The following is a 23,383-nucleotide window of genomic DNA, read 5'->3' as shown; positions in this document are numbered from 1 at the left end:
GGCGCCCCGCATCCCCCGGACCGAGGAGGGGGCGTTCGTGTGCCCCCGCTCACGGGTTCGCGCTCGCTGCCGTACGCCGCAGCCGGCCCGGCCCGAAGGTCGGGCCCTAGCGCACCAGGCCCCACCGGAACCCGAGCGCCACCGCGTGGGCCCGGTCCGAGGCGCCGAGCTTCTTGAAGAGCCGTCGCGCGTGCGTCTTCACCGTGTCCTCGGAGAGGAACAGCTCACGGCCGATCTCCGCGTTGGAGCGGCCGTGGCTCATGCCTTCGAGAACCTGGATCTCACGCGCTGTGAGCGTCGGCGCCGCACCCATCTCGGCGGAGCGCAGCCGCCGCGGGGCGAGCCGCCACGTCGGGTCGGCGAGCGCCTGCGTGACCGTGGCCCGCAGTTCCGCGCGGGACGCGTCCTTGTGCAGATAGCCGCGCGCGCCGGCGGCCACCGCGAGCGCCACACCGTCGAGGTCCTCGGCGACGGTGAGCATGATGATGCGCGCTCCCGGGTCGGCGGACAGCAGTCGGCGGACCGTCTCGACGCCGCCCAGGCCGGGCATGCGTACGTCCATCAGAATCAGATCCGAGCGATCGGCACCCCAGCGGCGGAGGACTTCCTCGCCGTTGGCCGCCGTCGTCACGCGCTCGACACCGGGCACGGTCGCGACCGCGCGGCGGAGCGCCTCTCGGGCAAGCGGGGAGTCGTCGCAGACGAGGACGGAAGTCATGGTCGCCCTCCGCAGCTGATGCGCGTCACCTTGAGCCTCCAGGCTGGTACGAAATCGTCACCTGTGCGGTCGACTGACCCGGACACCCGCCCGAGCACTTGCTCCTTCAACCGCCTCGCACTCTCAACGACGGTCACTCGAAAGAGTTACGGGGCCGTCTGCCATCTTCGGCACTCTACGTGAGGAGGCGTTCACGGTGCCGACATGCGCGACAGACCCTCGAACTTTCACCACAAGCCATGCCCCATTCGGCCCCTTTTTTTCCCTTTTGATGGTGTTCGGGGCTAGATTCGCAATGAGTCATATTTTCATCTCCTTGGATCGTAGTTGTACGGTCGTGGACACCGGATCCGCCCAGAACGGCTACTAGGGGTCACGTAATGGCAGATTTCTCCCGCCTTCCCGGACCGAACGCGGACCTGTGGGACTGGCAGCTCCTCGCTGCCTGCCGCGGGGTGGACAGCTCGCTGTTCTTCCACCCCGAGGGTGAACGCGGTGCGGCTCGGAGCGCTCGCGAGAACTCGGCCAAAGAGGTCTGCATGAGGTGCCCGGTACGCGCCGAGTGCGCCGCGCACGCGCTGGCGGTCCGCGAACCGTACGGCGTGTGGGGCGGCCTGACCGAGGACGAGCGCGAAGAGCTGATGGGGCGGGCACGTCACCGGCTGGTGTCGGCGTCGGCCGGCGGCGGACACGCCACCGCCCCGAACAACTGAAGGAACGTTTCTCCAGGAACTCGGGCACGTACGCGTGCCGTTGTTCCACGGCGGAGCGCTGCCACAGAGCGAGCCGCTGCCACAGAGCGCCGGCGGACCGCCACCGCGCCCGTCAGCGTGCCGCTGCCGCCGCCAGCTTCTCCAGCGTCGCGGCGACCGCGGGCACCTGGGCGAGATCAGAAAGGGTGAGTGCGACGATCTCGCGCCGTACGGCGGGCTCCAGCGCCACGGTGCGCACACCACGGGGCCGTACGGACTCGACGGCCAGCTGGGGCAGGACCGCGACCCCGAGCCCCGCGCCGACCAGTCCCACGACCGCCGGATAGTCGTCGGTCGCGAAGTCGATACGCGGGGTGAACCCGGCCGTCTCGCACACCTCGACCAGCTGTCCCCGGCAGCGCGGGCAGCCGGCGATCCACGGCTCGTCGGCGAGTTCGCCGATGGCGAGGGACTCCGCGCGGGCGAGCCGGTGCCGTTCCGGCACGAGCCCCACGAGCCGGTCCGACAGCAGTGGCCGTACGACGAGGTCGTCCCACTCCTCGGCGCCCGCCGCCCCTTCGTACCTGAAGGCGAGCGCCACATCGCAGTCCCCCTCGCGCAGCATCCGTACGGACCGTGGCGGTTCGGCCTCCTCCAGGGAGACACGGGTGCCCGGGTGGGCGTCGCGCAGGGCGGCGAGGGCCGTGGGAACCAGCGTGGAGCTGCCGCTGGGGAAGGAGACGAGCCGGACCCGGCCCGCGCGCAGCCCGGCGATGGCGGCGACCTCCTCCTCGGCCGCGGTGAGTCCGGCGATGATCCCCGCGGCATGCCGCACCAGCGCCTCGCCGGCCTGGGTCAGACGCATCTCGCGGCCGGTGCGGACGAGCAGGGGCGTGCCGACCGACGACTCCAGGGCCTTCATCTGCTGGCTGACGGCGGGCTGGGTGCAGCCCAGTTCGCGGGCCGCCGCGGAGAAGGAACCGGTGGTGGCCACGGCGCGCAGCACGCGGAGATGACGGGCTTCGATCACATCCCAAAGGATAAGCGACCCTTTGACGTACGAGGCAATAGTGCGTCGACGCTTTTACCCACATCGCCTACCGTGCGCCCATGAAGCTTCTCTCTGTGAACCTGGGCCGTCCCAAGGCGGTGCCGTACACGGGCCAGCCCGACGGCGTGACCGGCATCGACAAGCGGCCGGTGGCCGGGCCGGTGCGGGTGGCGGCCCCGGGACCCAAGGGGACCGGGGGCAGCGGGCTGGCCGGGGACGCGGTGTGCGAGACGCGGCACCACGGTGGTGACGACCAGGCCGTCTACGCCATGGCCCGGGAGGATCTCGACGAGTGGGAGCGCACGCTGGGACGCGAGCTGCCGCACGGTTCCTTCGGCGAGAATCTCACCACGCAGGGCGTCGAGGTGTCCGGCGCGTTGATCGGCGAACGCTGGGGCATCGGCGACGAGGTGGTGCTGGAAGTCACCTGCGGGCGCATTCCCTGCCGCACCTTCCAGGGCCAACTGGGTGAGAAGGACTGGGTGAAGCGGTTCACCCGGCGGGGCGCACCGGGAGCGTACCTGCGGGTGATCCGGCCCGGTGAGATACGCGCGGGGGACGCGGTACGGATCCTGCACCGGCCGGACCACGAGGTGACGGTGGCTCTGCAGTTCCGCGCGGTGACGACCGAACGGACGCTGCTGCCCCGGCTGACGGCGGCCGGCGAGGCGTTGCATCCGGAGGCGCTCGCGGCGGCACGGACGTACGTGGAGAAGTACGGGGCGGAGCCGAAGGTCTGACTGGCTGCCGCCGAGCGGACGGCTCCCCTCCGGGTAACTACTCTTGCGCCATGACAACGGCTCTGATTACGGGATCGACGGCTGGGATCGGTGCCGCTTTCGCGCGGCGGCTGGCGGCCGACGGACATGACCTGGTGCTGGTGGCCCGCGACACGGGCCGGCTGCGCGAACAGGCCACCGAGTTGCACGACCGCCACGGCATCGAGGCGGAGGTGCTGACCGCCGACCTGGCGGACGACAAGGGCATCGAGTCGGTGGCCGACCGCCTCGGTGACCGGAAGAACCCCGTCGACCTGCTGGTCAACAACGCCGGTTTCGGCAACAAGGGCCGCTATCTCGAGGTCCCCATGACCGACGAGCTGCGGATGCTCAAGGTGCACTGCGAGGCCGTGCTCCGCCTGACGTCGGCCGCCGTGGAGGCCATGCGGGAGCGCGGGCGCGGAGGCGTCGTGAACGTCGCCTCGACCGCCGCGTTCGTGCCGCGCGGGACGTACGGCGCCTCCAAGGCGTGGGTCGTGCAGTTCACCCAGGGCGCGGCGGTGGACCTGGCGGGCCACGGCGTACGCCTGATGGCGCTGTGCCCCGGCTTCGTGCGCACCGAGTTCCACGAGCGGGCCGGGATGGGCACGGACAACATCCCGAACTGGATGTGGCTGGACGCGGACAAGGTCGCCGCGACGGCGCTCACCGACCTGGCCCGGGGCAGGACGCTGTCGATCCCGGACCCCCGCTACAAGGCGCTGATGGGGGCGGCGAAGCTGGTCCCGCGCGGACTGCTGGGCGGGCTGTCGTCGCGGACGGGCCGGAAGTACGGCCCCCGGTAGAGACCGCCGGGGTGCTCCGGCCGGCCGGAGGGGACGCGGCCCGTTCCCCGGAGGAAGATAGAGATGCCAGGACCCCCGGACCCAGGACCCCCGGACCCAGGCCCCCCGGACCCAGGACCCCCGGACCCGGGGGCCGGAGGCGGTGACGTCATGACCTTCATGCAGCTCATCGACTGCAGGACGAGCCGGTTCGAGGAGATGGTCCGGCTCATGGACCAGTGGGTCGGGCAGACCAGGGGGAAGCGGACGGCGACACACGCGGTGGTCGGCAAGGACCACTCGGACACCTCGCACGTCGTCGAGATCGTGGAGTTCCCGTCCTACGAGGAGGCGATGCGGAACTCGCAGCTCCCGGAGACCGACCGGATCTTCCGGGAGATGGTGGCGCTCTGCGACGAGATGCCGACGTTCACGGACCTGGACGTGGTGCGCGACGCGCAGCTGAACACGGACTCCGCGCGGCGCTTCTTCGAGGTGCTGACCGACGCGGAGGACCTGTCCCCGATGACGGGCCCGGTCGAGGAGCACTACCGCGACCACGATCCGGCGAACGAGCAGGACGTGATCGGCCTCGACCACTTCCGGCGCGAGATGGACGTGTGGCGCGGCGGCTTCGACTTCTCGTTCCGGATCGAGGACCAGATCGCCCAGGACGACCGGGCGTGCACCCGCTGGAGCTGGGAGGGCACCCACAAGGCCGACTTCCTGGGCATCCCGGCGACGGGGAAGAAGGCCGCCATGACCGGTACGGTCATCTTCCGCTTCGGCGGCAACGGGAGGATCGTCGAGGGCTGGTGGCAGTACGACCGGCTGGGGCTGATGGCCGAGTTGGGGGCGATGGAGCCCACGGCGCTCTGAACCGGCCGGCGCTCGGGAGCCCGGCCGGCGGCCCGGTCTGCGGCGACGGTGCGCGCGTCAGGGACTCGGTAGGTGGTGCCCGCCTTCAGGTCATGGCCTTCCGCGCCGCCGCCCTGCCGGGAGACGTTCCCACCGGAGGCCCTCACCGGTGGTGAGGGCCCTCGTGACGCGGCGTGGGAGGACGGCGATGCCGTCGCGCTAGGACAGCGGCGGCTGCCACCACTCGACGTAGCCCCAGCCGCCCACGGCGGCGAATAGCCACAGCAGCAGCACCAGGGAGATCCGGAGCTCCAGGTAGCGGCCCGCCCTGACGTCCAGTCCCGACCGGTCGAGCCGGAAGTCCCAGGCGGGTGTCTCCCGCGCGGGGCCGTCGCAGGTCGCGCACCCGTCGGCGCCCTCTGCGTCACGCTTCTTCGCGGCCATCTCCCACACCGTCCTCTCGTCGTGTCCCACCCGGAGCCTACAACTCTAGCTAGGTCATATACAAGTTAGGTAGAGTTACAGGAGGACTTGAGGCGCTCGACCATTCCACTGGCGGCAACATAAGTCATGGACGAGGTAGGTAGAGTGAGAGATATGAGTGGATTCCGAATGACCAAGCAGACCGAGCTGGTCCTCAAGGAGCTGCTCCGGAACCCGACGCGGGCCCAGTACGGGCTGGCAATCGGTCAGGCGGTGGAACTGCAGAGCGGGACCATCCAGCCCATCCTGGCCAGGCTCGAACGAGCGGGGATACTGGAGAGCTTCTGGGAGGACCCCGACGAGCACGCCGCAAGCGCCCCACCCCGGCCCCGGCGCCGCTACTACCGGTTCACCACGGACGGCGCGGAGCAGGCCCGCGTGGAGTTGGCCCTGGCCCTGGCCCGCACCAGCAGAAGCGGGCCGGCGAAGCCCCGCGCGGCCGCACCCACTCCCGTCACGGACTGATCGGACTGCACATCGATGGTCACCGCTCTCGCCGCCGCCGTCCTGTTCGTCTCGGCGGCCCTGCTCCTGACCCTCGCCCTGCTGATAGCGGTGCGCGGCAGGAAGTCGACAGCACAAGCGATCAGACTGCTGCCCGAACCGCTCGACGCGTTCCTGGGCCGGGTGGGCAGACGGCTCGTGTCCCTGTGGCGGACGAACCCCGAAGGAAGGCGGTACGAGGCGGGGCCCACAGCCGTCCCCGGGGACACCCGGGTGGATGTCAGGCTGCGCTTCATCGGCGCCTTCCTCCCCGACAGCGAGAAATGGCGGCTCGAGGAGACGATGAACCACCGCAACGAGCTACGGAAGCAGAGCGGACGCCTGCCCCGGTTCTACTACCTGGTCAGTTTCGCTGGAGCGTGCAGGATGCGCTGGGAGGCATGGGCGGACCCCAAGCGGCAGGTCGACTGAGATCGGACGGCGACGCGAGGGAAGAGCGGCCAACTGGGCCCCCACAGTCGTGGGGGCCCTTCGCATTGCGGCACGGACCCCGAGCAGCGCGGACCCGGATCATCACAGCCCCGGATTGCCACAGTCCCGGATCATCACAGTCCCGGATCATCACAGTCCCGGATCATCACAGCCCCGGATCATCACAGCCCCGGATCATCACAGCCCCGGATTGTCATGCTTACGCCATTCGGCTATGGGCTGACCGACACAGGCATAATGGCAAGGGCGGAAAGGCGTAGGCGTTCCGTGCATAGCAGAGAAGGTACCGGGTACCAGCACGACGGAAGGAGCGGCGATGACACCCCTTGTCGATCCCAGCCTCAACAGGCGAAAGCTGCGTATCGCGCTGCGCAGGGCCCGGGAGACCGCCGGCCTCACTCAGCGCGAGGCCGCGGAGCGCGTGGAGTGGTCCCTGTCCAAGTTGGTCCGGGTGGAGAGCGGCGCGGTGAGCACCTCCGTGACCGACCTGCGTGCCCTGGCCCAGATCTACGGCGTCACCGACGCCGCCGTGGTCGAGGAACTGGAGACCGCGGCCCGCGGGAGCAAGGGGCCCAGCTGGTGGTCCAGCTTCCACGATGTCGTCAATCCGCAGTTCGCCCAGTACCTGGGGTACGAGACCGCAGCCGTCAGCCTGACCACGTATCACCCGATCGTGGTGCCGGGCCATCTGCAGACCCGCGGCTACGCGGAGGCGCTGCTGCGTCCTCGTGTCCTCGACCCCGAGCGGCTCGGGCGCGTGGTGGACCTCAGGATGAGGCGCCAGGAGCGGATGTTCGGGGGCGACGGCCCCCGGGAGACGCTGTTCTTCCTCGATGAGGCCGCCGTCCGGCGCCGGATCGGCGGCGACGCGGTGATGGCCGGGCAGCTCCAGCAGTTGCGGGAGCTCGCGGACCGGCCCGATGTCACGCTGCGCGTCCTGCCCTTCGAGGCGGGCGCCCACTACAGCACCCTCGGCAGTTTCGTCCTGCTCGGCTTCACCGACGACGAGGACCTGCTGTACCTGGAGTACGCCACCGGCAGCATGACCGGGGGTGAGAACCCCGAACTGCTGGAGCGCTACCAGGAATGCCTGGAGCAGATGTCACGCCTGGCTCTCGGCACGTCGGAGTCGCTCGGTCTGATCGGCCGCGTCGAGCAGGACCTGGACAGAGCCTAGCCGGGCCCGGCCCCGCGGAACCGACATGAGCAGGGGGAGGATCGAGGTGACGAGAGCAGCGTGGCGGCACCTGCGAGGACTGCTCGTTTCCGGAGGAGGGCAGGACCGTACGGGCTCGTCCGACGAGCCCGAGAAGGAAGAGGAGACCCGAGGAACACCCGGGCGGGCGGGGGGACCCGGCCCCGCGCAACCCGCCCCCGATACGTCGGGGTCCGAGGAGCGGATCGTCGGCTGCTTCGCCGTGCTCGGCGTGCTCTTCATATCGAGCGTGTCGATCGTCATGCTCACCGCTGCCCACGGCTTCTGGGACGCCTCGTGGAGGACCGTCGCCTGGATCGTGGTCAGCGTGGTGATCGCCGTCATCGCCGCCGCACTCGCCTGGCGGGCCGGGAAGGCCCGGCAATGCCGGAGGAAGGACCCTAGCGGGGCGAACCCGCCCGCGGAACGTACGGAAGACGATCAGAACTCGGTGGGGAAGCCGTGACGGAGTAGCGTCCGCACCACAGGCCCGCGCTCACCGACACGGCGAGCAGCACGGCCACCCACAGCACTCGCTTCGCCGGCAGGCTCTCCACCAGAAGGGACGCGGCGGCCGCGGTACTCGTGGCGACCGCCCCGACGGCGAGCAGGAAGAGCGCGGGGGGCGCGAGGCCGACGGACCGGCCCTCGCCCCCGCGCCTCCGCGCCGCAGACTTCTCGATGCCCATAACAGCCCCACACTTTCTGCCGTCCGCCCGAAAGGATGTCATGTGCCCCTCGGCTCTCCGCGCGCGACAGCACTGAGGAAGTCCGTCCAGGCGAGGGCGGTGAAGCGCAGCACGATCGCGGCAGGTCGCTTCGAGTCACGCGCAAGGACCTGCCTCGCGAGTACGGCCACCTCCACGCACTCCGACTCGTTGCCGCAGGCACTGCTTCTGCGCCATAAGGGTCGCCCCTCATGAACCACCGCGGTCTCCCCCCGATTCCCCAAGCTGCCCGAAACGGTGCCCGTCAAGCGTAGTGGCCGGCTGACCACGGCCGCAGGGAAGTACCAGAATCCCTGGCTTCACCTTCGCCATTGGTGCCCGGCCGACCACGAAGAGCTACCTGAAGCCCAGGTTAGGGCCGACTCACTTCGGACGCCATACGAGAACCGGCCCATTCGGAGTACGCCGGTACTCACACGAGACCGTCGAGCGCCGGCCTGGCGCGGACCGCTCCGCGCCAGGCCCGCGCGGTGTTCCGTCCTCGGCACGGCGAGTCGACGCAGACGGTGCCGTCCCGCCCGGTCCTCCGGTCCGCGCTGGTGGTGTCCGACGATCGCCGTGTCCGATCGGGTCCGAGGCCCGTGTCGGTGTCGGTGTCGATGTCGATGTCGATGTCGATGTCGATGTCGATGTCGATGTCGATGTCGATGTCGATGTCGATGTCGGAGGGGACGACTAGGATTCTGCACCTGTCGTCAGGGGAGGACCACCGCGCCGCAGCGTGTACGGGCCCTCCCGCCCGCTGTCCACCGGAGGTGCTCGGTGTCCGACGCCCCGAAGCCGACCGCTCCCGCTGCCCGTGAGCGCTGGTTCCAGCCGCGGCGGTCGGGTTTCCGGTGGGAGCAGGAGGGGCTGGACCACCTCCGGGGGCTGATGCCGGCGAACGAGCCCTACCGGGCGTGGGCGACGTTCCAGTTCACCGGGGCGTCCGGGCGGATCAACGAGTGCGATGTGCTGATCGCGGTGCCCGGCGGGATCTACCTTCTGGAGCTCAAGGGGCACCCGGGCCGTGTCGTGAACCACGGTGACACCTGGCAGTTCCACGCCGACGACCGGGTGCGGACGCTGCGCAACCCCCTGCATCTGACCGATCTCAAGGCGAAGGAACTGAAGGGGCAGCTGGAGCGGGCCGCCCGCACGCTGGGAATGGACCCCCGGCAGGTCCCCTTCATCAAGCCCGCCGTCTTCCTGCACGACCCGGGCCTGGTGAGCGGCCTCGACGAGTTCCAGCGCACCTCCGTCTACGGCCGCAACGACGGGGCGAGCGGACTGCCGAAGATCTGGGACGACCTGCTCGGCCGCCCCCCGGAGCGGGAGAGCCGGCGCATCACGCCGGTGATCGGCCAGCGTGTCGAGCAGCTGATGCGGCGGATCGGCATCAGCCACTCCACCGCCCATCTGCGTTTCGGCGACGACTGGAAGCTCCAGCCGCGCGCCCTGGACGCCGGCCCCGGCTGGGAGGACCGGCCGGCGGTGCGGGACGACGGGCTGGTGCAGGAGACCGGCCGGGTCCGTATATATCTGGCCGGGCAGGCCGCGTCCGCCGAGCAGCGGGCGAAGGTGGACCGTGCGGCCCGCCGTGAGTACCAGGTGCTCCAGGGGATCAACCACCGCGGCATCGTGCAGGCAGCGCAGATCCGCGAGCACCAGGGCGGTCCGGCGATCCTCTTCCGGCACCGCGAGTCCGATCTGCGGCTCGACGCCTATCTCGACGCGTACGGGGGCCGGCTCACCCCGGCGGTGCGGCTCGACCTGGTGCGCCAGCTCGCCGAAGCCGTCCGCTACGCGCATCACCGCTCCCTGTACCACCGCGCACTCGCCGCCCGGTCCGTCTACGTGTCGGCCCGGGAGGACGGCAGCGAACCGGTGCTGCGCATCGCCGACTGGCAGACCGCCGCCCGCGACTTCGAGACGACGCTGCACCGCTCCCTGGGTGACACCCCGCTCGACGCCGGTCTGATCGCCGACACGGCACAGGTGTACCTCGCGCCGGAGACGGACCAGGAGTTCGCCGACCCCGGCGATCTCGACGTGTTCGGTCTGGGCTCCCTCACCTACCTCCTGCTGACGGGCCGGTCGCCCGCGGACCGGCGCAGTGCGCTGCTGGAGCGGTTGCAGGGCGACGGAGGGCTGCATCCCTACGCGGTCACCGACTCCGTCTCATCCGCCCTGGACACGCTCGTCTTCCGCGCGACGACGGCGGACGTACGGGACCGGCTCGCCTCCGTCGACGAGTTCCTGGAGCTACTGGCTGCCGCGGAGGCCGACGCGGCGGCGCCGCAACCGTCCGGCGGGCTGTCGGCCGATCCGCTGACCGTGCAGCCGGAGCAGCCGCTGGGCGACGGCTGGACCGTGGCGCGGGTCCTCGGTACGGGCGCCACCGCCCGTGCCCTCCTGGTGCGCCGGCCGCTGCCGGAGGGCGAGGACGAGGAGGAGCTCCGCGTCTTCAAGGTCGCCCTGGACCGGGAGAAGGACGCCCGCCTGTACGCGGAGGCGAAGGCCCTCAAGGAGGTCGGCGGCGGCCGGATCGTGAAGCTGCTCGCCGAGCCGAGGGAGCTGGCGGGGCACACGGTCCTGGACATCGAGTACGCGGGCGGCTACCGCGGCGCGGACGACCGGGAGCCGGTCAGCCTGGGCGCGCGGCTCCGCGACCAAGGCCCCCTGGGGTACGACCAGTTGGAGCGGTTCGGCAACGACCTGTTCCAGGCGCTGGACGCGCTGGCGGCGCGCGGGGTACGCCACCGGGACGTGAAGCCGGACAACCTGGGTCTGTTCAAGCGCAGTGACGGCTCCTGGCAGTTGATGCTGTTCGACTTCTCCCTGGCCGACGCCCCGGACCAGGACGTACACGCCGGCACCCGCGGCTATCTCGACCCCTTCCTCGGCGGGGCCGGCCGCTCCCGGTACGACGACCACGCCGAGTGGTACGCCGCGGCCGTCACGCTGCACGAGATGGCGTCGGGCGAGCGCCCGGTGTGGGGCGACGGCCAGAGCGACCCCCGCATGGCCGCCGACGCCGCCCCGCACGTCGCCGCCGAGCTGTTCCCGCAGGCCCTCAGCGAGGGTCTGAAGGGCTTCTTCGAGCGGGCCCTGCACCGGGACGTGGAGCAGCGTTTCGACTCGCTGCGGCAGTTGCAGGAGGCATGGCGGCAGGTCTTCCGGACCGCCGACGCCGCCCACCCGGCGACCACTCCGGCCACCGTCGGACTGAGCGCGGAGGACCTGGAGGACGTCCGCGAGCAGGCCGCGGAGGCCGCGACCCTGAAGACCCCGCTCGCGGCGGCCGGTCTGTCCCCGCGCGCCGTGTCGGTCGCCGAGGGGCTGAAGGCGCACACGGTCGAGCAGCTCCTCGACATCCCCCCGCACCTCATCTCCCGGGCCCGGGGCGCGGGCAACGCGATCCGCAAGGAGCTGAACCGCCGTCACCGCCAGTGGACGCAGGCGCTGCGCCGCCGTCCCGTGCCGAAGCGGCCGGTCGCCCTGGAGCCTGACGCTCCCGAGGAGGCGCTGGAGTCGGTCGACACGCTGGCCGCCCGGCTCACACCGCCGGAGGGCAGGCGCCGGACCCGGCCGCGTCCCGACGTGGTCCGGGCGACGCTCCAGCTGCCCGGTGTGCTGGAGGCCGGTGAGGCGCTGGAGCCGTGGCCGGCACAGAGCCTGATCGCGAAGGCGCTGGGCATCAGCCAGCCGACGGTGTCGCAGAACCAGCAGGTGGCCGTCGAGCAGTGGGCGGCGATGCCGTGGCTCGACAGAGTGCGCGACGAAGTGGTGGCCGTCCTCACCGAGCGGGACCGGGTGTCCACGGTGGAGGAGCTGGCGGCCGAGCTGCGGGCGCGGCACGGTGCGGGGGCGGGTGCCCCCGCCGTCTCCCTGGCCAGGGCGCTGGCGGTGGTGCGCGCGGCGGTCGAAGCGGAGATCCGCAAACGGGATGACGACCCGGCCGGTGCCACGTCCGGTGAGCCGTTCGAGGCACCCGCGCGACTGACCGTGCAGCGGCGTGGCGGCCGGGTCGTCGTCGCGCTGGAGGACCAGCCGGGCTCCGACGATCCGACACCCGCCGAACTCGCCGACTATGCGACGACGTTGGGTGAGACGGCCGCCGACCTGGCCCGCCGGGAACCGCTGCCCGGCCGGACCACGGTGCTGCGAGAGCTGCGCGCCGTCGCGGCTCCGGACGGCATGGCGCCGCTCGCCGACACCCGGCTGGTGGAACTGGCCGCGTCGATGGCGGGCGGAGTGGCGTTCTCGCCGCGTCTGGAGCTGTTCCCGCTGGATCTGGGGCTGTCCCGGGCTCTGCGCATCTCGCAGGCCGCGGCGGGGGTCCGTCCCGGGAGCGGCATCACGCCGGACGACCTGCTGTCCCGGGTGCGGGCGCGGTTCCCCGGTCTGGCGGTGTTGGACGGGGCGACGTACGTCGACATGTCCGAGGCACTGGCCGAGGCGGGTTTCCCGCTGGCCTGGGACCCGGAACGGCGGCGCTTCCTGCCGGGGGCCGAGGAGGGTGGCGGCAGCCGACTGGCCCTGTCGTCCTCCGTACTGACCAGCACCGGTTCCCTGTACGCGGCGGCCCAGGGACGCATCGCCGAGGGCCGTGACCCCCGTGAGGTGCTGTCCGCCCGGCTGACGGAGTCCCGTCATCTCGGCGGCTTCCTGGCGCTCACCCTCAAGGGCCCCGACCTGCCGGGCGTCGCCGACGCGCTGGCCGGCCGGTACGACACGGTGGCGGTGTCACTGAGCGCGGTGTTCCTGGACTCTCTGCGGGAGCTGGCCGAGGAGCAGTCGGTGCGCTGGCAGGCGCTGCTGAAGGCGGACGCGAAGTACACGGCGACGGGCACGCTGGGCGCGGCGCTCGCCTCGTACACGCGGCTGGCGGCGGAGCGGGTACGGCAGCGGGTGATGGACCTCGCGGAGAGGGCGGGCCCGCGTTCGGTGGTCCTGCTGCACGAGGCCGGTCTGGTCGCCCGCTACTGGGAGGCCGGCGGCCGTGAGCTGCTGGCAGGCCTCCAGCAGGCGGCCCGCCGCCCGGCGGACACCCCGCACGGCCTGTGGCTGCTGCTGCCGACGGAGGACCCGCGTGCCACGCCCGTGCTGGACGGCCGGACGGTGGAGGTGGTGGACCGGGCGACCGAGTGGGAGGTGCTGGACGGCCTGTTCCTCAAGGACCTCCGGTCGGCAGCCGTACGGCCCTGAGGGGCACCGGGGTGCACCGGTAGGGCTGAGCGTGCGCAGCCGGAGCGGCCTCCGGCGTACAACCGCCGGGAGGACGTAAAGCGAGCCGAGCCGGCCTGGCCGGGCCTCGCCGGCTGCCCCGCGGCTTCACCTGCGTTCGGGAGCACGGGCGCGGGACACAGGCAGCGAGCGTGCGCGGGGTCGCGCGGCACCACCGGGGCGCACGCTGTGGACGCGAGCGTGGGTCCTTCCGCCCGGAGCGCACACCTCCTCCTACGTATTGCTTCATCAATCTCCTTTGTCAGTCGTTCAGTTGACCGCTCAGCTGTGCTCCGGACAGGGGCGGCGCGAGCTGCTATACATCCCGTACGGTCCGTGATCGACAGGGGGTGGGGATCGGATGGATCCGATTTCGGCGGCGCTTCTCGTGGCATTGGTGAGCGGCGCCGGAGGTGCCGCCGGTACGCAGGCGTGGGCGGCGCTGGGCGAACTGGTGCGCCGGCCGTTCCGGCGGGCCGATCAGACGGAACCGGTTCCGGCACTGCGGGAACTGGAAGCCCTCGAAGGCAGCCCTCGGGACCCTGACCGCGCACAGGCGCTCGCCGAGGTGTTGCAGCACCGCGCGGCCCACGACCCGGACTTCGCCCGTTCCCTCACGGCGTGGCTGGAGGAGGCGAAGGCCGTGTCGACGGGGTCCGGGGATGTGCACAACACCGTCAGTGGCGGGTCCCAGGGAAACGTCCTCCAGGTCCGGGACCTGTACGGCTCCGTGACGTTCGGCACTCCCCCCGCGCCGGATGCCGGACCCGCGGGGCAGACCGGCTGAGCGACTGAGCGACTCCCGGTACCGACGTCCCACGGGAAGTCGTCGTCCGCTGCGGCGGCACGGAGCCGACAACTGCCGCATCAGAAATCACATCCGAAATCCCGGGACGATCAGCTATTTAGATCATTAGATACCGACCTCAAGAAATGAAATCGGCCAAAGTAGCCCGACCGTGCCATTCAGCTGTGAAAAATCTTGACGCGCCACATTCTCCGCAATTCAATCTCAAGCAGGCCGAGTTTGCCATACGGACAGGGGGAGATGAATGAAACTCACCAAGCTGTACAAGGACCAGGGCTCGGGCGGCAACGGCTGTCCCACGGTCTACCTGGGCGAGACGGGCGAATTGATCGTCCAGGGAAGCCTCGTGGACAGTGCCACCATCGCGGAACTGGAGAACGTTCTTCCGGGAGAGGGCGCCGTCCGCATCTCCGCGGACGTCGTGACCGGCGCCATGGAGCGGTATCACAGCCGGCACAGTGAGGGGCGGTAGGTGGGACGCAGGTTCTTCTCCCTGGCGGACGATGAGTTCAACCGCCTGTTCACGGACTTCAAGTTCACGGCGTACCGCCTGGAAGCCCTCCAGCGGTACGACGTGACCTATGAGCAGGACGAGTTCTCACGCTTCCTCGCGGGCGAGGCGAGGGGCGAGTTCCCCGGTATCGCGGAGTGGATCGACGGCACCGTCGCCAAGGCGGTGGCGGCGGGAAAGAGTGTGAGCCGGGTCCACGTCGTCGAACTGCCGATGTCCGACTACGTGCGCTTCGAATGCGCGTGGGCGTACGAGCACACGGTCGAGGCGGGAGAGGACGTGCGGATCCTGCCCGTGCGCCGAGGGGAGTGGCCGACGGAGCTGCCGCACTACGACTACTGGCTCTTCGACTCCTCGCAACTGGTCGCGATGTACTACGAGGAGGACGGGCGCTTCCTGTCCGCCGAGATCATCGACGATCCGCAACGGGTGGTCGAGGCCAACCGCTGGCGCGACGTGGCCCAGGCGTCCGGGGTCCCCTACCGGGAGTTCGCCCGCACCCACCGGGACCGCCTGTGTGTCCCTGCCTGAGCGGACCGCACGAGTGGTGGAGGCCTGACCGGACGCATGACCGACGAGCCGATGTCCGTCTCGAACGAGTTCTCCGGCGGCGACAGCGACGTGGTGGTCCAGGCCGGGACCGTACACGGTGGCATACACGTGCACGGCCCCGGCCGTTCCTTCCCCCCGCCCCGCCAGCTCCCCTACGGAGTACCCGGGTTCGTCAACCGGGTGAACGAGCTGACAGGGCTGGACGGCCTGCACCCGCGGCCCGCCGACGAGCACGGTGACGGGCCGGCCGTCGTCGCGGCGATCACCGGGGGTCCGGGCGTGGGGAAGACCGCGCTCGCACTGCACTGGGCGCACCGGGTCCGCCGGCACTTCGTGGACGGCGATCTGTACATCGACATGCGCGGGTACAACAGTGGTAACGCGCTGGGACCCGAGCAAGCCTTGACGTCATTTCTCCGGGGCCTCGGCGTGGAGGCCGACCGCATTCCGATCGACGAGCAGGAATGTGCCGCACTGTTCCGTTCGATGGTGTACGGAAAGAAAATCCTGATACTCATCGACAATGTTTCGTCCGTCAAACAGATCAGGCAGGTGATTCCCGCCTCGCGCTCAAGTCTCGTACTGATCACCAGCCGAAACAGACTCTCCGGTCTCGTGGCGAGGGAGGGAGCAGCGCGTGTGACACTCGACGTACTGTCACCACAGGAGTCGGTGCGGCTCCTGCGTGAGGTGATCGGGCCGTTACGGGTCGACGCGGAGCCCGAGGCGGCCCGGCGGGTGGCTGAGCTCTGCGGCTGTCTCCCCCTGGCGCTCCGCGTCGTGGGAGAACGCGCGGCCGGCCGTTCCCTGCTGTCGCTGGGCGAGCTCGTGGACGAACTGGTCCAGGAGCAGGACTTCCTCGACGCCCTGGCCGATCAGGAGGACGAGCTCAGCGATGTGCGTGCCGTCTTCTCGTGGTCCTACAGAGCGCTCCCGGAGGAGTCCCGAAGAGCTTTCCGCCTGCTGGGTCTGCACGAGGGAAAGGTGCTGTGCGTCGACTCCGCGGCGGCACTCCTCGCGGTCGCCCCGGCGGTCGCGCGGCGCAGGCTCGGTGAACTCGCCAACGTCCATCTCCTCCAGGAGACCGCCAGGGACAGGTACCGCATGCACGATCTGCTGCGTTCCTACGCGGTGGAGCTGCTGTCCGCCGAGGAGCCGCGAGAGGAGAGAACCCGGGCCGTGCGCCGGGTCCTCACCTGGTACCTGCTCAGCGCCGACGCGGGGCGGAAGGCGATCCTTCCGCGCTCCCGTTCCCTTCACCTGGTGCCCGCGGGCGACCAGGTGCGACCGGTCGAGCGATTCGACGAGGCCGCCGACGCCATGCGGTGGTTCGACACCGAACGCGAGAACCTGCTCGCCGCGCTGAAACAGGCGGTCGCCTGGGGGCAGTACGACATCGCGTGGATGCTGCCCGCGGTGGCCGGCGGATTCTTCGAGCTCAGTGCCCACTGGTCGGACTGGAAGCACGTCCACGAACTCGGACTGGATGCCGCACGGCTGGTCGGGAACCAGCTGGGAGAGGCATTCCACCTGATGTGCCTGGGTGATGTGCACTGGCGGTCCGGGGCGTACGACGTCGCCGTCGAGAACTACCGGGCGGCTGCGGAGCTCAGCCGGGGCATCGACGATCTCTGGACGCTGGGGTTCTCGCTGCGAGGCCTGGGGCTGGTGGCCCTGGAGCGGGGCGACCCCGACGCCGAGGCGCAGACGCACTTCGAGGCCGCGCTGTCCGTGTTCCGCGAGCACGGCGACAGGCGGGGCGAGGGCATGAGCCTGCTCAGTCTCGCGGAGTGCGCCCGTGGCCGCGAGGAGCACGCGGAGGCCGCCGCGCTCTGCCGCCGGGCCCTCGGCATCTTCCGCGAGATCGGAGACCGGTGGAGCGAGGCGTGGGGTGCGCTCCCCCTCGCCGACAGTCTGGGCGAGCTGGGCGAACTCCCTGACGCGGAGGACCACCTCGGGCGGGCCCTGGCCGTCTTCCGTGAGTTCACCGACCGGCGCAGCGAGGCGTCGACGCTCGGGCGGCTGGGCGACGTGTCCTCGGCGCGCGGCGAGCCGGACGCCGCGCGACGTTTCTGGACGCAGGCCGCGGTTCTGTACGAGGAGCTCGGCGACGAGTCGGCCGACGTTCTGCGGAGGCGGGCGGAGGACGTCACGGTCTCGGGGAGCGGGGAGGAGGACGGCGGTGGCCGAGCCGGGTGAGGTCGTGGTCGAGGGCGGCGGGAGGGAGTCGGCCGCCGACTGGTTCCGGCGGATCTGCGAGGTGCACGACCGCGTCTTCTCCGCAGAGCCGTTCGCCTGGCTCCCGGAGATGTCCCCCGCACACGAGGAGGAACTCCGGAGCCTGATGACGGTCGCGGGTTTCCGTCTGGCCGTGGCCAGGCAGCGGGACCGCCTCCTCGGCCATGCCTACGGTCATCCGCTTCCCGTCGACCACGGCTGGTGGGGCGACTTCGACCGGCCGCTCCCCGCCGGTCTGGTGGAGGAGTGGCCGGGCCGGACCTTCGCCGTCATCAGCCTGGCGGTCCTCCCCGACCGGCGGGGCCGCGGCACGGGCGGACGCCTGATGGCAGAACTCCTGCGCGCCCGCGCGGAACAGCGCGCGATCCTGTCGGTGCAGCCCACCGCCCTTGCCACGCAGCGCCTCTACCGGCGCTGGGGGTGGACGCACGTCGGCAGGAAGGGCCCGCTGGCCGGCGTCACACCGCCCTATTGGGACATCTACGTGCGTGACCTGGGCGTCGCGCACCAGTAACCGGGCCACAGGCTTCAGCCGGGGCGGAGCCCGGCCAGGGAGTTCAGCAGAACGGCCAGGCGCTCGGCGTGACCCCCGTCGGCCGCGCCGAGAGTGAGTCTGCGGTAAGGGTGCTCCAGAAGAACGTAGGGAGCAGCAGTCGATGCTCAGGACGATCTGTTCCGAGGCGCAGGTCTCCAGGAGTTCGGCGAAGGACCGGTCCTGGTAGCGGGAGCAGCCGATCAGCAGGGCCCGCCGCTCGGTCACGTCGAGTCCCCGTTCCCGTTCGGCGGGGGTCCCTGGTCGTCCGGTGTGGGGTCCTGATCATCCGGCGGGTCTTCCCGGCCGTCCAGCCAGGAGTCGATCAGCCGCCGCTGGTCCTCGGCGGACAGGCCGGTCACCTCCATCGCCTCACCGTCCCGGCGCCTGAGCCACACCTTGTGCCCGGGACGCAACGCCGACCAGCCTCCGAACAACTGGACGCCCTGAAGGATCACCGCCGCCACGGGGGCGAACTCGACCGACAGCCGCAGCACTTCGGCGAGACCCTCACCGGCTCGGGACCCCGGTGCCGGCGGGGGTCCCGCCCTCCCCTTGGCCGTGGTCCCGGACAGCCGGTTCAGTTCACGGGTGAGCTGGACGGAGGCCAGCTCCATCGACCTGTCCCCGTCCCCCCGCCCTGGTTCGGACACCACCTCGAAGTTGATCGCCCTGCCGTCCGCACCCATGGCCTTCCCTGCCCTTCCGGTGTCGAGAACGGCTTCTCCCCGTTCGGAAGAAGCGACGGGTATTACCCTGCGGCTCCTGCCTTCACTCTCCGTCAGCGACGGCGGTCTCCGGTGAGGCTCGCCGTCCGTGGAGGACGTGGGGACGGGCCTCACTGGATGAGCTTCACGAGCTCGCCGCCCGCCTTGTAGAAGGCGAAGAGACCGGGGGCCACCGACAGGAGCGGCCGGAGCCTGCCTCTCAACGGATACCAGCGGGGCGCCTCCGACAGGAGCATCCCCTGAACGGAGAGGTAGGCGGCTTCCGTCTCCCCGGCACAGCGCCCGTGCGATGCGGTCGGCCCGCCGGTACGTCTCGGCAGCCGCCTTCTCACCGCGGCCCTTCTCCGGGGGACGGACGTCCCGCGGCTGCCACCCCTCACCGGGGCGGGGAGCCCGCGTGACGCGGCGGTCCGGCCCTCACGCTCCAGCAGCCGTCTCTTCACCTCCACCCGCTTCCGGACGATGATCTTCCGATGGTTCCTCACCATCACCCAGAGAAGCGCCAGCACGATTCCCAGGTTCGCCAGGATTCCCAGCAGCGCCATGGCACCGATGACCGCCTTCCCCGATCCGCCGGGAGCCCCCTGCAAAAGGTAGGCGGCGGCGAACAGGGAGACCGCGAAGTTCAGGAACCCCAGATAGACCATCGCGTTGACTTCGCCGACCGGCTTCCACCCGAAGTCGTCGTCGCGATCCCTCGGCACGTACTGGAACTCCCAGTGTTTCCGGGAGCGGATCGCGAACACCACGAGTTTCTGGTAGATGTAGGCCTGCTTCGCCGCGAAGTAGATACCGAACGTCCCGACACAGATCCAGGTGAGGGCCGTTCCGGGATGCTCTTCGTAATTCGCCCACCACGAGGCGCGCAACACCTCCTCGCTCGGATGTCCCCTCGAGATGGCGGAGAGGTCGGAGAAGGCGCGGCCACCCTCGTAGGCCGCCCAGTACAGGTAGCAGCTTCCGAGGAGACTGAAAGCGAGCAGCACCCCTTTGACCCAGCGCGCGGGGCGGATCCTCTCGTGGAGGAGTGCGAGCCGCTCGGCGAGCCGTCCCTCCCTGAACTTCACCGACTTGACGAGTCCGGACGTCACGAGGCCTCTCTGGAGGCCGGCCAGTCTCTTGATCAGGATCAGGTAGATCGTCACCGCGAGCGTCGAGGTGAAGCCGAGGGCGACACTCGGCAGATCGGCGACGAGAGGCAACTCGCGGCACTCCGAGGGCCGCTCCTGGAGGGCGGGAATCGCCAGGTGCAGAAGGGTGGAAGGGGGGCAGTCCTCCGACGACTCCACACCGATCCAGGCGCATGCGCCATAGACGAGGCCCATGACCGCGAGAGGGACGAGGGGGATGAAGACCAGCTGCCGAACCCTCCCCTTCGGAGTGACCTTCTCCGCGTAGGAATCCAGAGCGTTGCGAATCCTTATGCGTGCGCGCCTGGTTTCCGATATGAGGTGACTCCGGAGTCCCACGGCACACCCCCCGTCGTACGCGTGCGAAAGGATGCAGTTGATCGACATCCTTACTGGAGATTAACTGATGCCCCTATCGGATAGCCATACACATTCCCGCACATCTTTCATTTCCCCCACAGAATCGAATTGAACTCGATAAGCAATACGATGGGAAAATATGATTACCTGATCACGTTCGATCGGGAGGAGTGAGGGTCTCGCCCTACGCAAGCGGACAGGCCCCGCTCCGGCACATTGCGGAAGCGCCGACAAGGCCGGGGGCGGGAAGGTGAGCTGGCAGGATGTACGTTCCCGGGGTTCGCCGGGGGGACAGGGGGCGTCCGCGGTGATCGCGGGGGCGACTGGCTAGCGGGATGTGGGGTGCGGCTGTGACGGTGACGGCTGAGGAGCGGCAGGGGGCGGGGGCCTCGCTGGACCGGGTACGGCTGCTGAAGGATCTCCAGGCGCAGGCGCGCGTGCTGGAGGGCGATCTGCGGGCGCGGACCGACAGCGAGCCGGAGTTCCGGGACGCGCTGCGGGCGGAGTACGGGAAGGCCGTCGCGGCGGGGCGTACGGCGGCCATGTACGAGACGTGGCGGGACGAGCGGGTCGTGCAGATCGCGGCCGCGTGGGTGCTGGCGTGTGTGTTCGTGCGGTTCAGCGAGGACAACCAGCTGATCCCGGACGCGTGGCTCTCCGGCCCCGGGGACCGGCTGGCGGAGGCGCAGGACCGGCACGACGACTTCTTCCGGCGGAACCCCTCGCTGAACGACCGGGACTGGCTGCTGGCGTCCTTCGAGGCGCTGGGCAGGTCCCACCGGACGGTGGCGGGGCTGTTCGATCCCGCCCACAACCCGTTGTTCGAGGTGCTTCCCTCGTACGAGGCGGCCACCGCGCTGCTCGCGTTCTGGCGGCGGCGGGGTGCGGACGGCCACGTCGTGCACGACTTCACCGACGGTGAGCTGAACACCCGTTTCCTCGGCGATCTGTACCAGGACCTGTCGGAGCACGCCCGCAAGACGTACGCGCTGCTCCAGACGCCGGTGTTCGTGGAGGAGTTCATCCTCGACCTGACGCTGGAACCGGCGGTGGAGGAGTTCGGTCTCACGCCGGCGTGGAAGCACCGGCCCGGTGGGTGGGACGGGGAGGTGTCGGCCGACGGTCCCGGTGGGGAGGAGGTCGTGCGGGGGCTGCGGTGCATCGACCCCGCGTGCGGCTCCGGGCACTTCCTGCTGGGGATGTTCGAGCGGCTGCTGGGCAAGTGGCGGGAGGCCGAGCCGGGGACCGAGGCGTGGGTGCTGGTGCGGCGGGCGCTGGAGTCGGTCCACGGGGCCGACAAGAACCCGTTCGCTGTTGCCATTGCGCGGTTCCGGTTGCTGGTGGCTGCGCTGAAGGCGGGGGGTGTGCGGGAGTTGAGCGCGGCTCCTGGGTTGCCCATTCGGGTGGCTGTGGCGGACTCGTTGTTGCATGGGCGCAACCTGGACACCGTGACGGAGACGTTCGACACCCTGTTCGCGGAGAACGAGACGTTCTACTACCGGACTGAGGATGTGGACCGGTACGAGCAGGAAGTGGACCTGCTGGGACGAGGCTCCTACCACGTGGTGGTGGGTAACCCGCCGTACATCACCGTCAAGGACAGCCGGGAGAACCAGAACTACCGGATGGCTTACTTCGCCTGTTCCGGAAAGTATGCATTGTCGGTTCCATTCGCCCAACGAATCTTCGACTTGGCAGTTCGCGCCGAAACGGGTTCGCACGATGGGGGCTTTACGGGACAGATTACGTCGAACTCCTTCATGAAGCGAGAATTCGGGAAGGTACTCATTGAGGCCTACTTCCAAGGCGGTCGAGGTAGCTATTCAGCAGGGTGTGATCGGTTCGCGGACCGTGCGGCGTGATCGCTAGGGTGGCGGTGTGGAGGATCCCGACTGGTCTGCGAAGGACCTTCTTGCCGAGTTGGCCGCGGTACGCGGCGAGTTGGCGGCTTCCCGGGCCGAGGCGGCCGCGAAGGACGAGCGGATCGATCAGCTGCTGGTCCAGATCGCGGAGTTGACCACGCAGGTCCAGGCCCTGGTACTGCGGCTGTCGAGGGATTCCTCGACCTCCTCGAAGCCGCCGTCCTCGGACGGGCCGGGCAAGCGGCCCCGTGGCGGGTCCTCGCGTACCCGCTCGGGACGCAAACCGGGCAAGCAGCCAGGTGATCCGGGCACCACCTTGCGGCAGGTAGAGGATCCGAACGAGCGGATCGTCATCCCCGCTCCGGCATCCTGCGCCGGCTGCGCGTCCTCGCTGGTCAAGGTTCCGGTGGCCGCGGTGCGCCGCCGTCAGGTCTTTGACCTGGCCACCCCGCTTCCGCCGCAGGTCATCGAGTACGCCGCGGACGTCAAGTGCTGCCCCGGGTGCGGAAAGAAGGCCACCGGAGTCTTCCCGGCCGGAGTGGAATCGGCGGCCCAGTACGGTCCCGATGTCACCGCGAAGGTCGCGGACGCGGTCCTGGGACACCACATCCCGGTACACCGCTCGACACTGCTGGTGATGGAACTGTGCGGGATGAAGGTCTCCACCGGCTTCGCCGCATCCCTGCGAGGCCGGGCCGCCCGCCTGCTGGAGGCCGGGTTCCTGCCCTCGGTCCGCGCCCTGCTCTCCGGCGCACCCGTCGTGCACGCCGATGAGACCTTCACCCGCACCCGGGCCAGGACCGTCTTCCTGCACGTGGCCTCCACCGCGCACCTCACCCTGATGCACACCGGTGACCGCTCGGCCGCGACCATCGACGCCGGCCAGGTCCTGCCGCACCTCAGCGGTGTCCTGGTCCGCGACGGATACGCCGGCTACACCCACCTCGACCACGTCCTGCACGCCTGGTGCGGCGCGCACCTGCTACGTGACCTGCGCGGCATCCATGAAGCCGACCTCCAGGGCCAGCTGTGGGCCCGCGCCATGGCCGACACCCTCCTGGAAGCCAACCGTCTCGCGTCCGCCGCCCGCGACACCGGGCGCGAGGAACTCACCGCCGACGAACTGCGCACCATCCACCGGCTCTACACAGGAGCACTGGCCCGCTCCCGCCAGGACAACCGGAACAAGAACACCGAACTCGCCCGGCACGCCCGCACCCTGGCCAAACGTTTCGAGGAACACCGCGAGG

Annotated in this window: 22 protein-coding genes; 16 read left to right on the top strand and 6 right to left on the bottom strand. The window is 70.2% G+C overall.

Going from position 1 to position 23,383, the window contains the following annotated elements:
* Positions 1-106: 106 nt before the first annotated feature.
* On the bottom strand, positions 107-718 hold the full coding sequence (locus B9S61_RS28085; RefSeq protein WP_003948568.1) for a response regulator transcription factor: 612 nt from the start codon (positions 716-718) through the stop codon (positions 107-109).
* A gap of 380 nt (positions 719-1,098) precedes the next feature.
* On the opposite strand from B9S61_RS28085, the gene B9S61_RS28080 reads away from it, so the two are divergent.
* Positions 1,099-1,431, top strand: a complete 333-nt coding sequence (locus tag B9S61_RS28080) for a WhiB family transcriptional regulator (RefSeq protein WP_103544742.1) — start codon at positions 1,099-1,101, stop codon at positions 1,429-1,431.
* A 112-nt stretch (positions 1,432-1,543) separates the two neighbouring features.
* Here the strand turns inward: B9S61_RS28080 and B9S61_RS28075 are convergent, their stop codons facing one another.
* The gene (locus B9S61_RS28075; RefSeq protein WP_103544741.1) at positions 1,544-2,440 is read right to left on the bottom strand and encodes a LysR family transcriptional regulator; all 897 of its coding nucleotides are present in this window, start codon (positions 2,438-2,440) and stop codon (positions 1,544-1,546) included.
* Positions 2,441-2,520: 80 nt separating this feature from the next.
* Here B9S61_RS28075 and B9S61_RS28070 point away from each other — a divergent pair, with 80 nt between their 5' ends.
* From B9S61_RS28070 to B9S61_RS28055, 3 genes are all read left to right on the top strand, one after another.
* Positions 2,521-3,201, top strand: a complete 681-nt coding sequence (locus B9S61_RS28070; protein WP_103544740.1) for an MOSC domain-containing protein — start codon at positions 2,521-2,523, stop codon at positions 3,199-3,201.
* Between the two features lie 50 nt (positions 3,202-3,251).
* Complete coding sequence (locus B9S61_RS28065) at positions 3,252-4,025, top strand: SDR family oxidoreductase (RefSeq protein WP_103544739.1); 774 nt, start codon at positions 3,252-3,254, stop codon at positions 4,023-4,025.
* 150 nt (positions 4,026-4,175) lie between these two features.
* Positions 4,176-4,883 (top strand): ester cyclase, encoded by a 708-nt coding sequence (locus B9S61_RS28055; RefSeq protein WP_103544737.1) that lies wholly within the window; start codon positions 4,176-4,178, stop codon positions 4,881-4,883.
* 198 nt (positions 4,884-5,081) lie between these two features.
* On the opposite strand, the gene B9S61_RS28050 is transcribed toward B9S61_RS28055, so the two are convergent.
* Positions 5,082-5,306 carry a hypothetical protein gene (locus B9S61_RS28050; protein ID WP_103544736.1) on the bottom strand — a complete coding sequence of 75 codons (225 nt, stop codon included), beginning with the start codon at positions 5,304-5,306 and terminating at the stop codon, positions 5,082-5,084.
* A 153-nt stretch (positions 5,307-5,459) separates the two neighbouring features.
* Here B9S61_RS28050 and B9S61_RS28045 point away from each other — a divergent pair, with 153 nt between their 5' ends.
* The 4 genes from B9S61_RS28045 to B9S61_RS40440 all read left to right on the top strand — a co-directional run bounded on the left by B9S61_RS28045 (position 5,460) and on the right by B9S61_RS40440 (position 7,942).
* A complete protein-coding gene (locus tag B9S61_RS28045) occupies positions 5,460-5,810 on the top strand; it encodes a PadR family transcriptional regulator (protein ID WP_258039891.1) in 351 nt (116 codons plus the stop codon).
* 15 nt (positions 5,811-5,825) lie between these two features.
* Positions 5,826-6,260 (top strand): hypothetical protein, encoded by a 435-nt coding sequence (locus B9S61_RS28040; RefSeq protein WP_103544734.1) that lies wholly within the window; start codon positions 5,826-5,828, stop codon positions 6,258-6,260.
* Positions 6,261-6,597: 337 nt separating this feature from the next.
* On the top strand, positions 6,598-7,458 hold the full coding sequence (locus B9S61_RS28035; RefSeq protein WP_103544733.1) for a helix-turn-helix transcriptional regulator: 861 nt from the start codon (positions 6,598-6,600) through the stop codon (positions 7,456-7,458).
* 25 nt (positions 7,459-7,483) lie between these two features.
* The gene (locus tag B9S61_RS40440; protein WP_146064972.1) at positions 7,484-7,942 is read left to right on the top strand and encodes a hypothetical protein; all 459 of its coding nucleotides are present in this window, start codon (positions 7,484-7,486) and stop codon (positions 7,940-7,942) included.
* 261 nt (positions 7,943-8,203) lie between these two features.
* Here the strand turns inward: B9S61_RS40440 and B9S61_RS28025 are convergent, their stop codons facing one another.
* Positions 8,204-8,404 carry a DUF397 domain-containing protein gene (locus B9S61_RS28025; RefSeq protein WP_258039890.1) on the bottom strand — a complete coding sequence of 67 codons (201 nt, stop codon included), beginning with the start codon at positions 8,402-8,404 and terminating at the stop codon, positions 8,204-8,206.
* Between the two features lie 562 nt (positions 8,405-8,966).
* Here B9S61_RS28025 and pglW point away from each other — a divergent pair.
* From pglW to B9S61_RS27990, 6 genes are all read left to right on the top strand, one after another.
* Positions 8,967-13,394: a BREX system serine/threonine kinase PglW gene (gene pglW, locus B9S61_RS28015; protein WP_103544730.1), complete on the top strand. Its 4,428-nt coding sequence runs from the start codon at positions 8,967-8,969 to the stop codon at positions 13,392-13,394.
* 415 nt (positions 13,395-13,809) lie between these two features.
* Positions 13,810-14,199 (top strand): hypothetical protein, encoded by a 390-nt coding sequence (locus tag B9S61_RS28010; protein WP_308457792.1) that lies wholly within the window; start codon positions 13,810-13,812, stop codon positions 14,197-14,199.
* Positions 14,200-14,464: 265 nt separating this feature from the next.
* A complete protein-coding gene (locus B9S61_RS28005; RefSeq protein ID WP_103544728.1) occupies positions 14,465-14,692 on the top strand; it encodes a hypothetical protein in 228 nt (75 codons plus the stop codon).
* Positions 14,693-15,262 (top strand): DUF6879 family protein, encoded by a 570-nt coding sequence (locus B9S61_RS28000; protein WP_103544727.1) that lies wholly within the window; start codon positions 14,693-14,695, stop codon positions 15,260-15,262.
* A gap of 36 nt (positions 15,263-15,298) precedes the next feature.
* Entirely contained in the window at positions 15,299-17,482 is a 2,184-nt protein-coding gene (locus B9S61_RS27995; protein ID WP_219819967.1) for a tetratricopeptide repeat protein, read from the top strand.
* A complete protein-coding gene (locus tag B9S61_RS27990) occupies positions 17,466-18,035 on the top strand; it encodes a GNAT family N-acetyltransferase (RefSeq protein ID WP_103544726.1) in 570 nt (189 codons plus the stop codon). The genes B9S61_RS27995 and B9S61_RS27990 overlap by 17 nt, the downstream gene beginning before the upstream one ends.
* Before the next feature lie 242 nt (positions 18,036-18,277).
* Here the strand turns inward: B9S61_RS27990 and B9S61_RS27985 are convergent, their stop codons facing one another.
* A complete protein-coding gene (locus tag B9S61_RS27985) occupies positions 18,278-18,742 on the bottom strand; it encodes a hypothetical protein (RefSeq protein ID WP_103544725.1) in 465 nt (154 codons plus the stop codon).
* Positions 18,743-18,891: 149 nt separating this feature from the next.
* Positions 18,892-20,298: a hypothetical protein gene (locus tag B9S61_RS27980; RefSeq protein WP_146064971.1), complete on the bottom strand. Its 1,407-nt coding sequence runs from the start codon at positions 20,296-20,298 to the stop codon at positions 18,892-18,894.
* 323 nt (positions 20,299-20,621) lie between these two features.
* Here B9S61_RS27980 and pglX point away from each other — a divergent pair, with 323 nt between their 5' ends.
* A complete protein-coding gene (gene pglX / locus B9S61_RS27975; RefSeq protein WP_258039889.1) occupies positions 20,622-22,133 on the top strand; it encodes a BREX-2 system adenine-specific DNA-methyltransferase PglX in 1,512 nt (503 codons plus the stop codon).
* A 16-nt stretch (positions 22,134-22,149) separates the two neighbouring features.
* The coding region (locus B9S61_RS27970) for a transposase (protein WP_146064883.1) at positions 22,150-23,383 on the top strand (1,234 nt) is incomplete at its 3' end.

This window comes from Streptomyces sp. SM1, assembly GCF_002910825.1.
Classification (GTDB): domain Bacteria; phylum Actinomycetota; class Actinomycetes; order Streptomycetales; family Streptomycetaceae; genus Streptomyces; species Streptomyces okerensis.
Note: the sequence above shows the minus strand (reverse complement) of the source record. Positions and strands in the feature narration are given on the sequence as shown.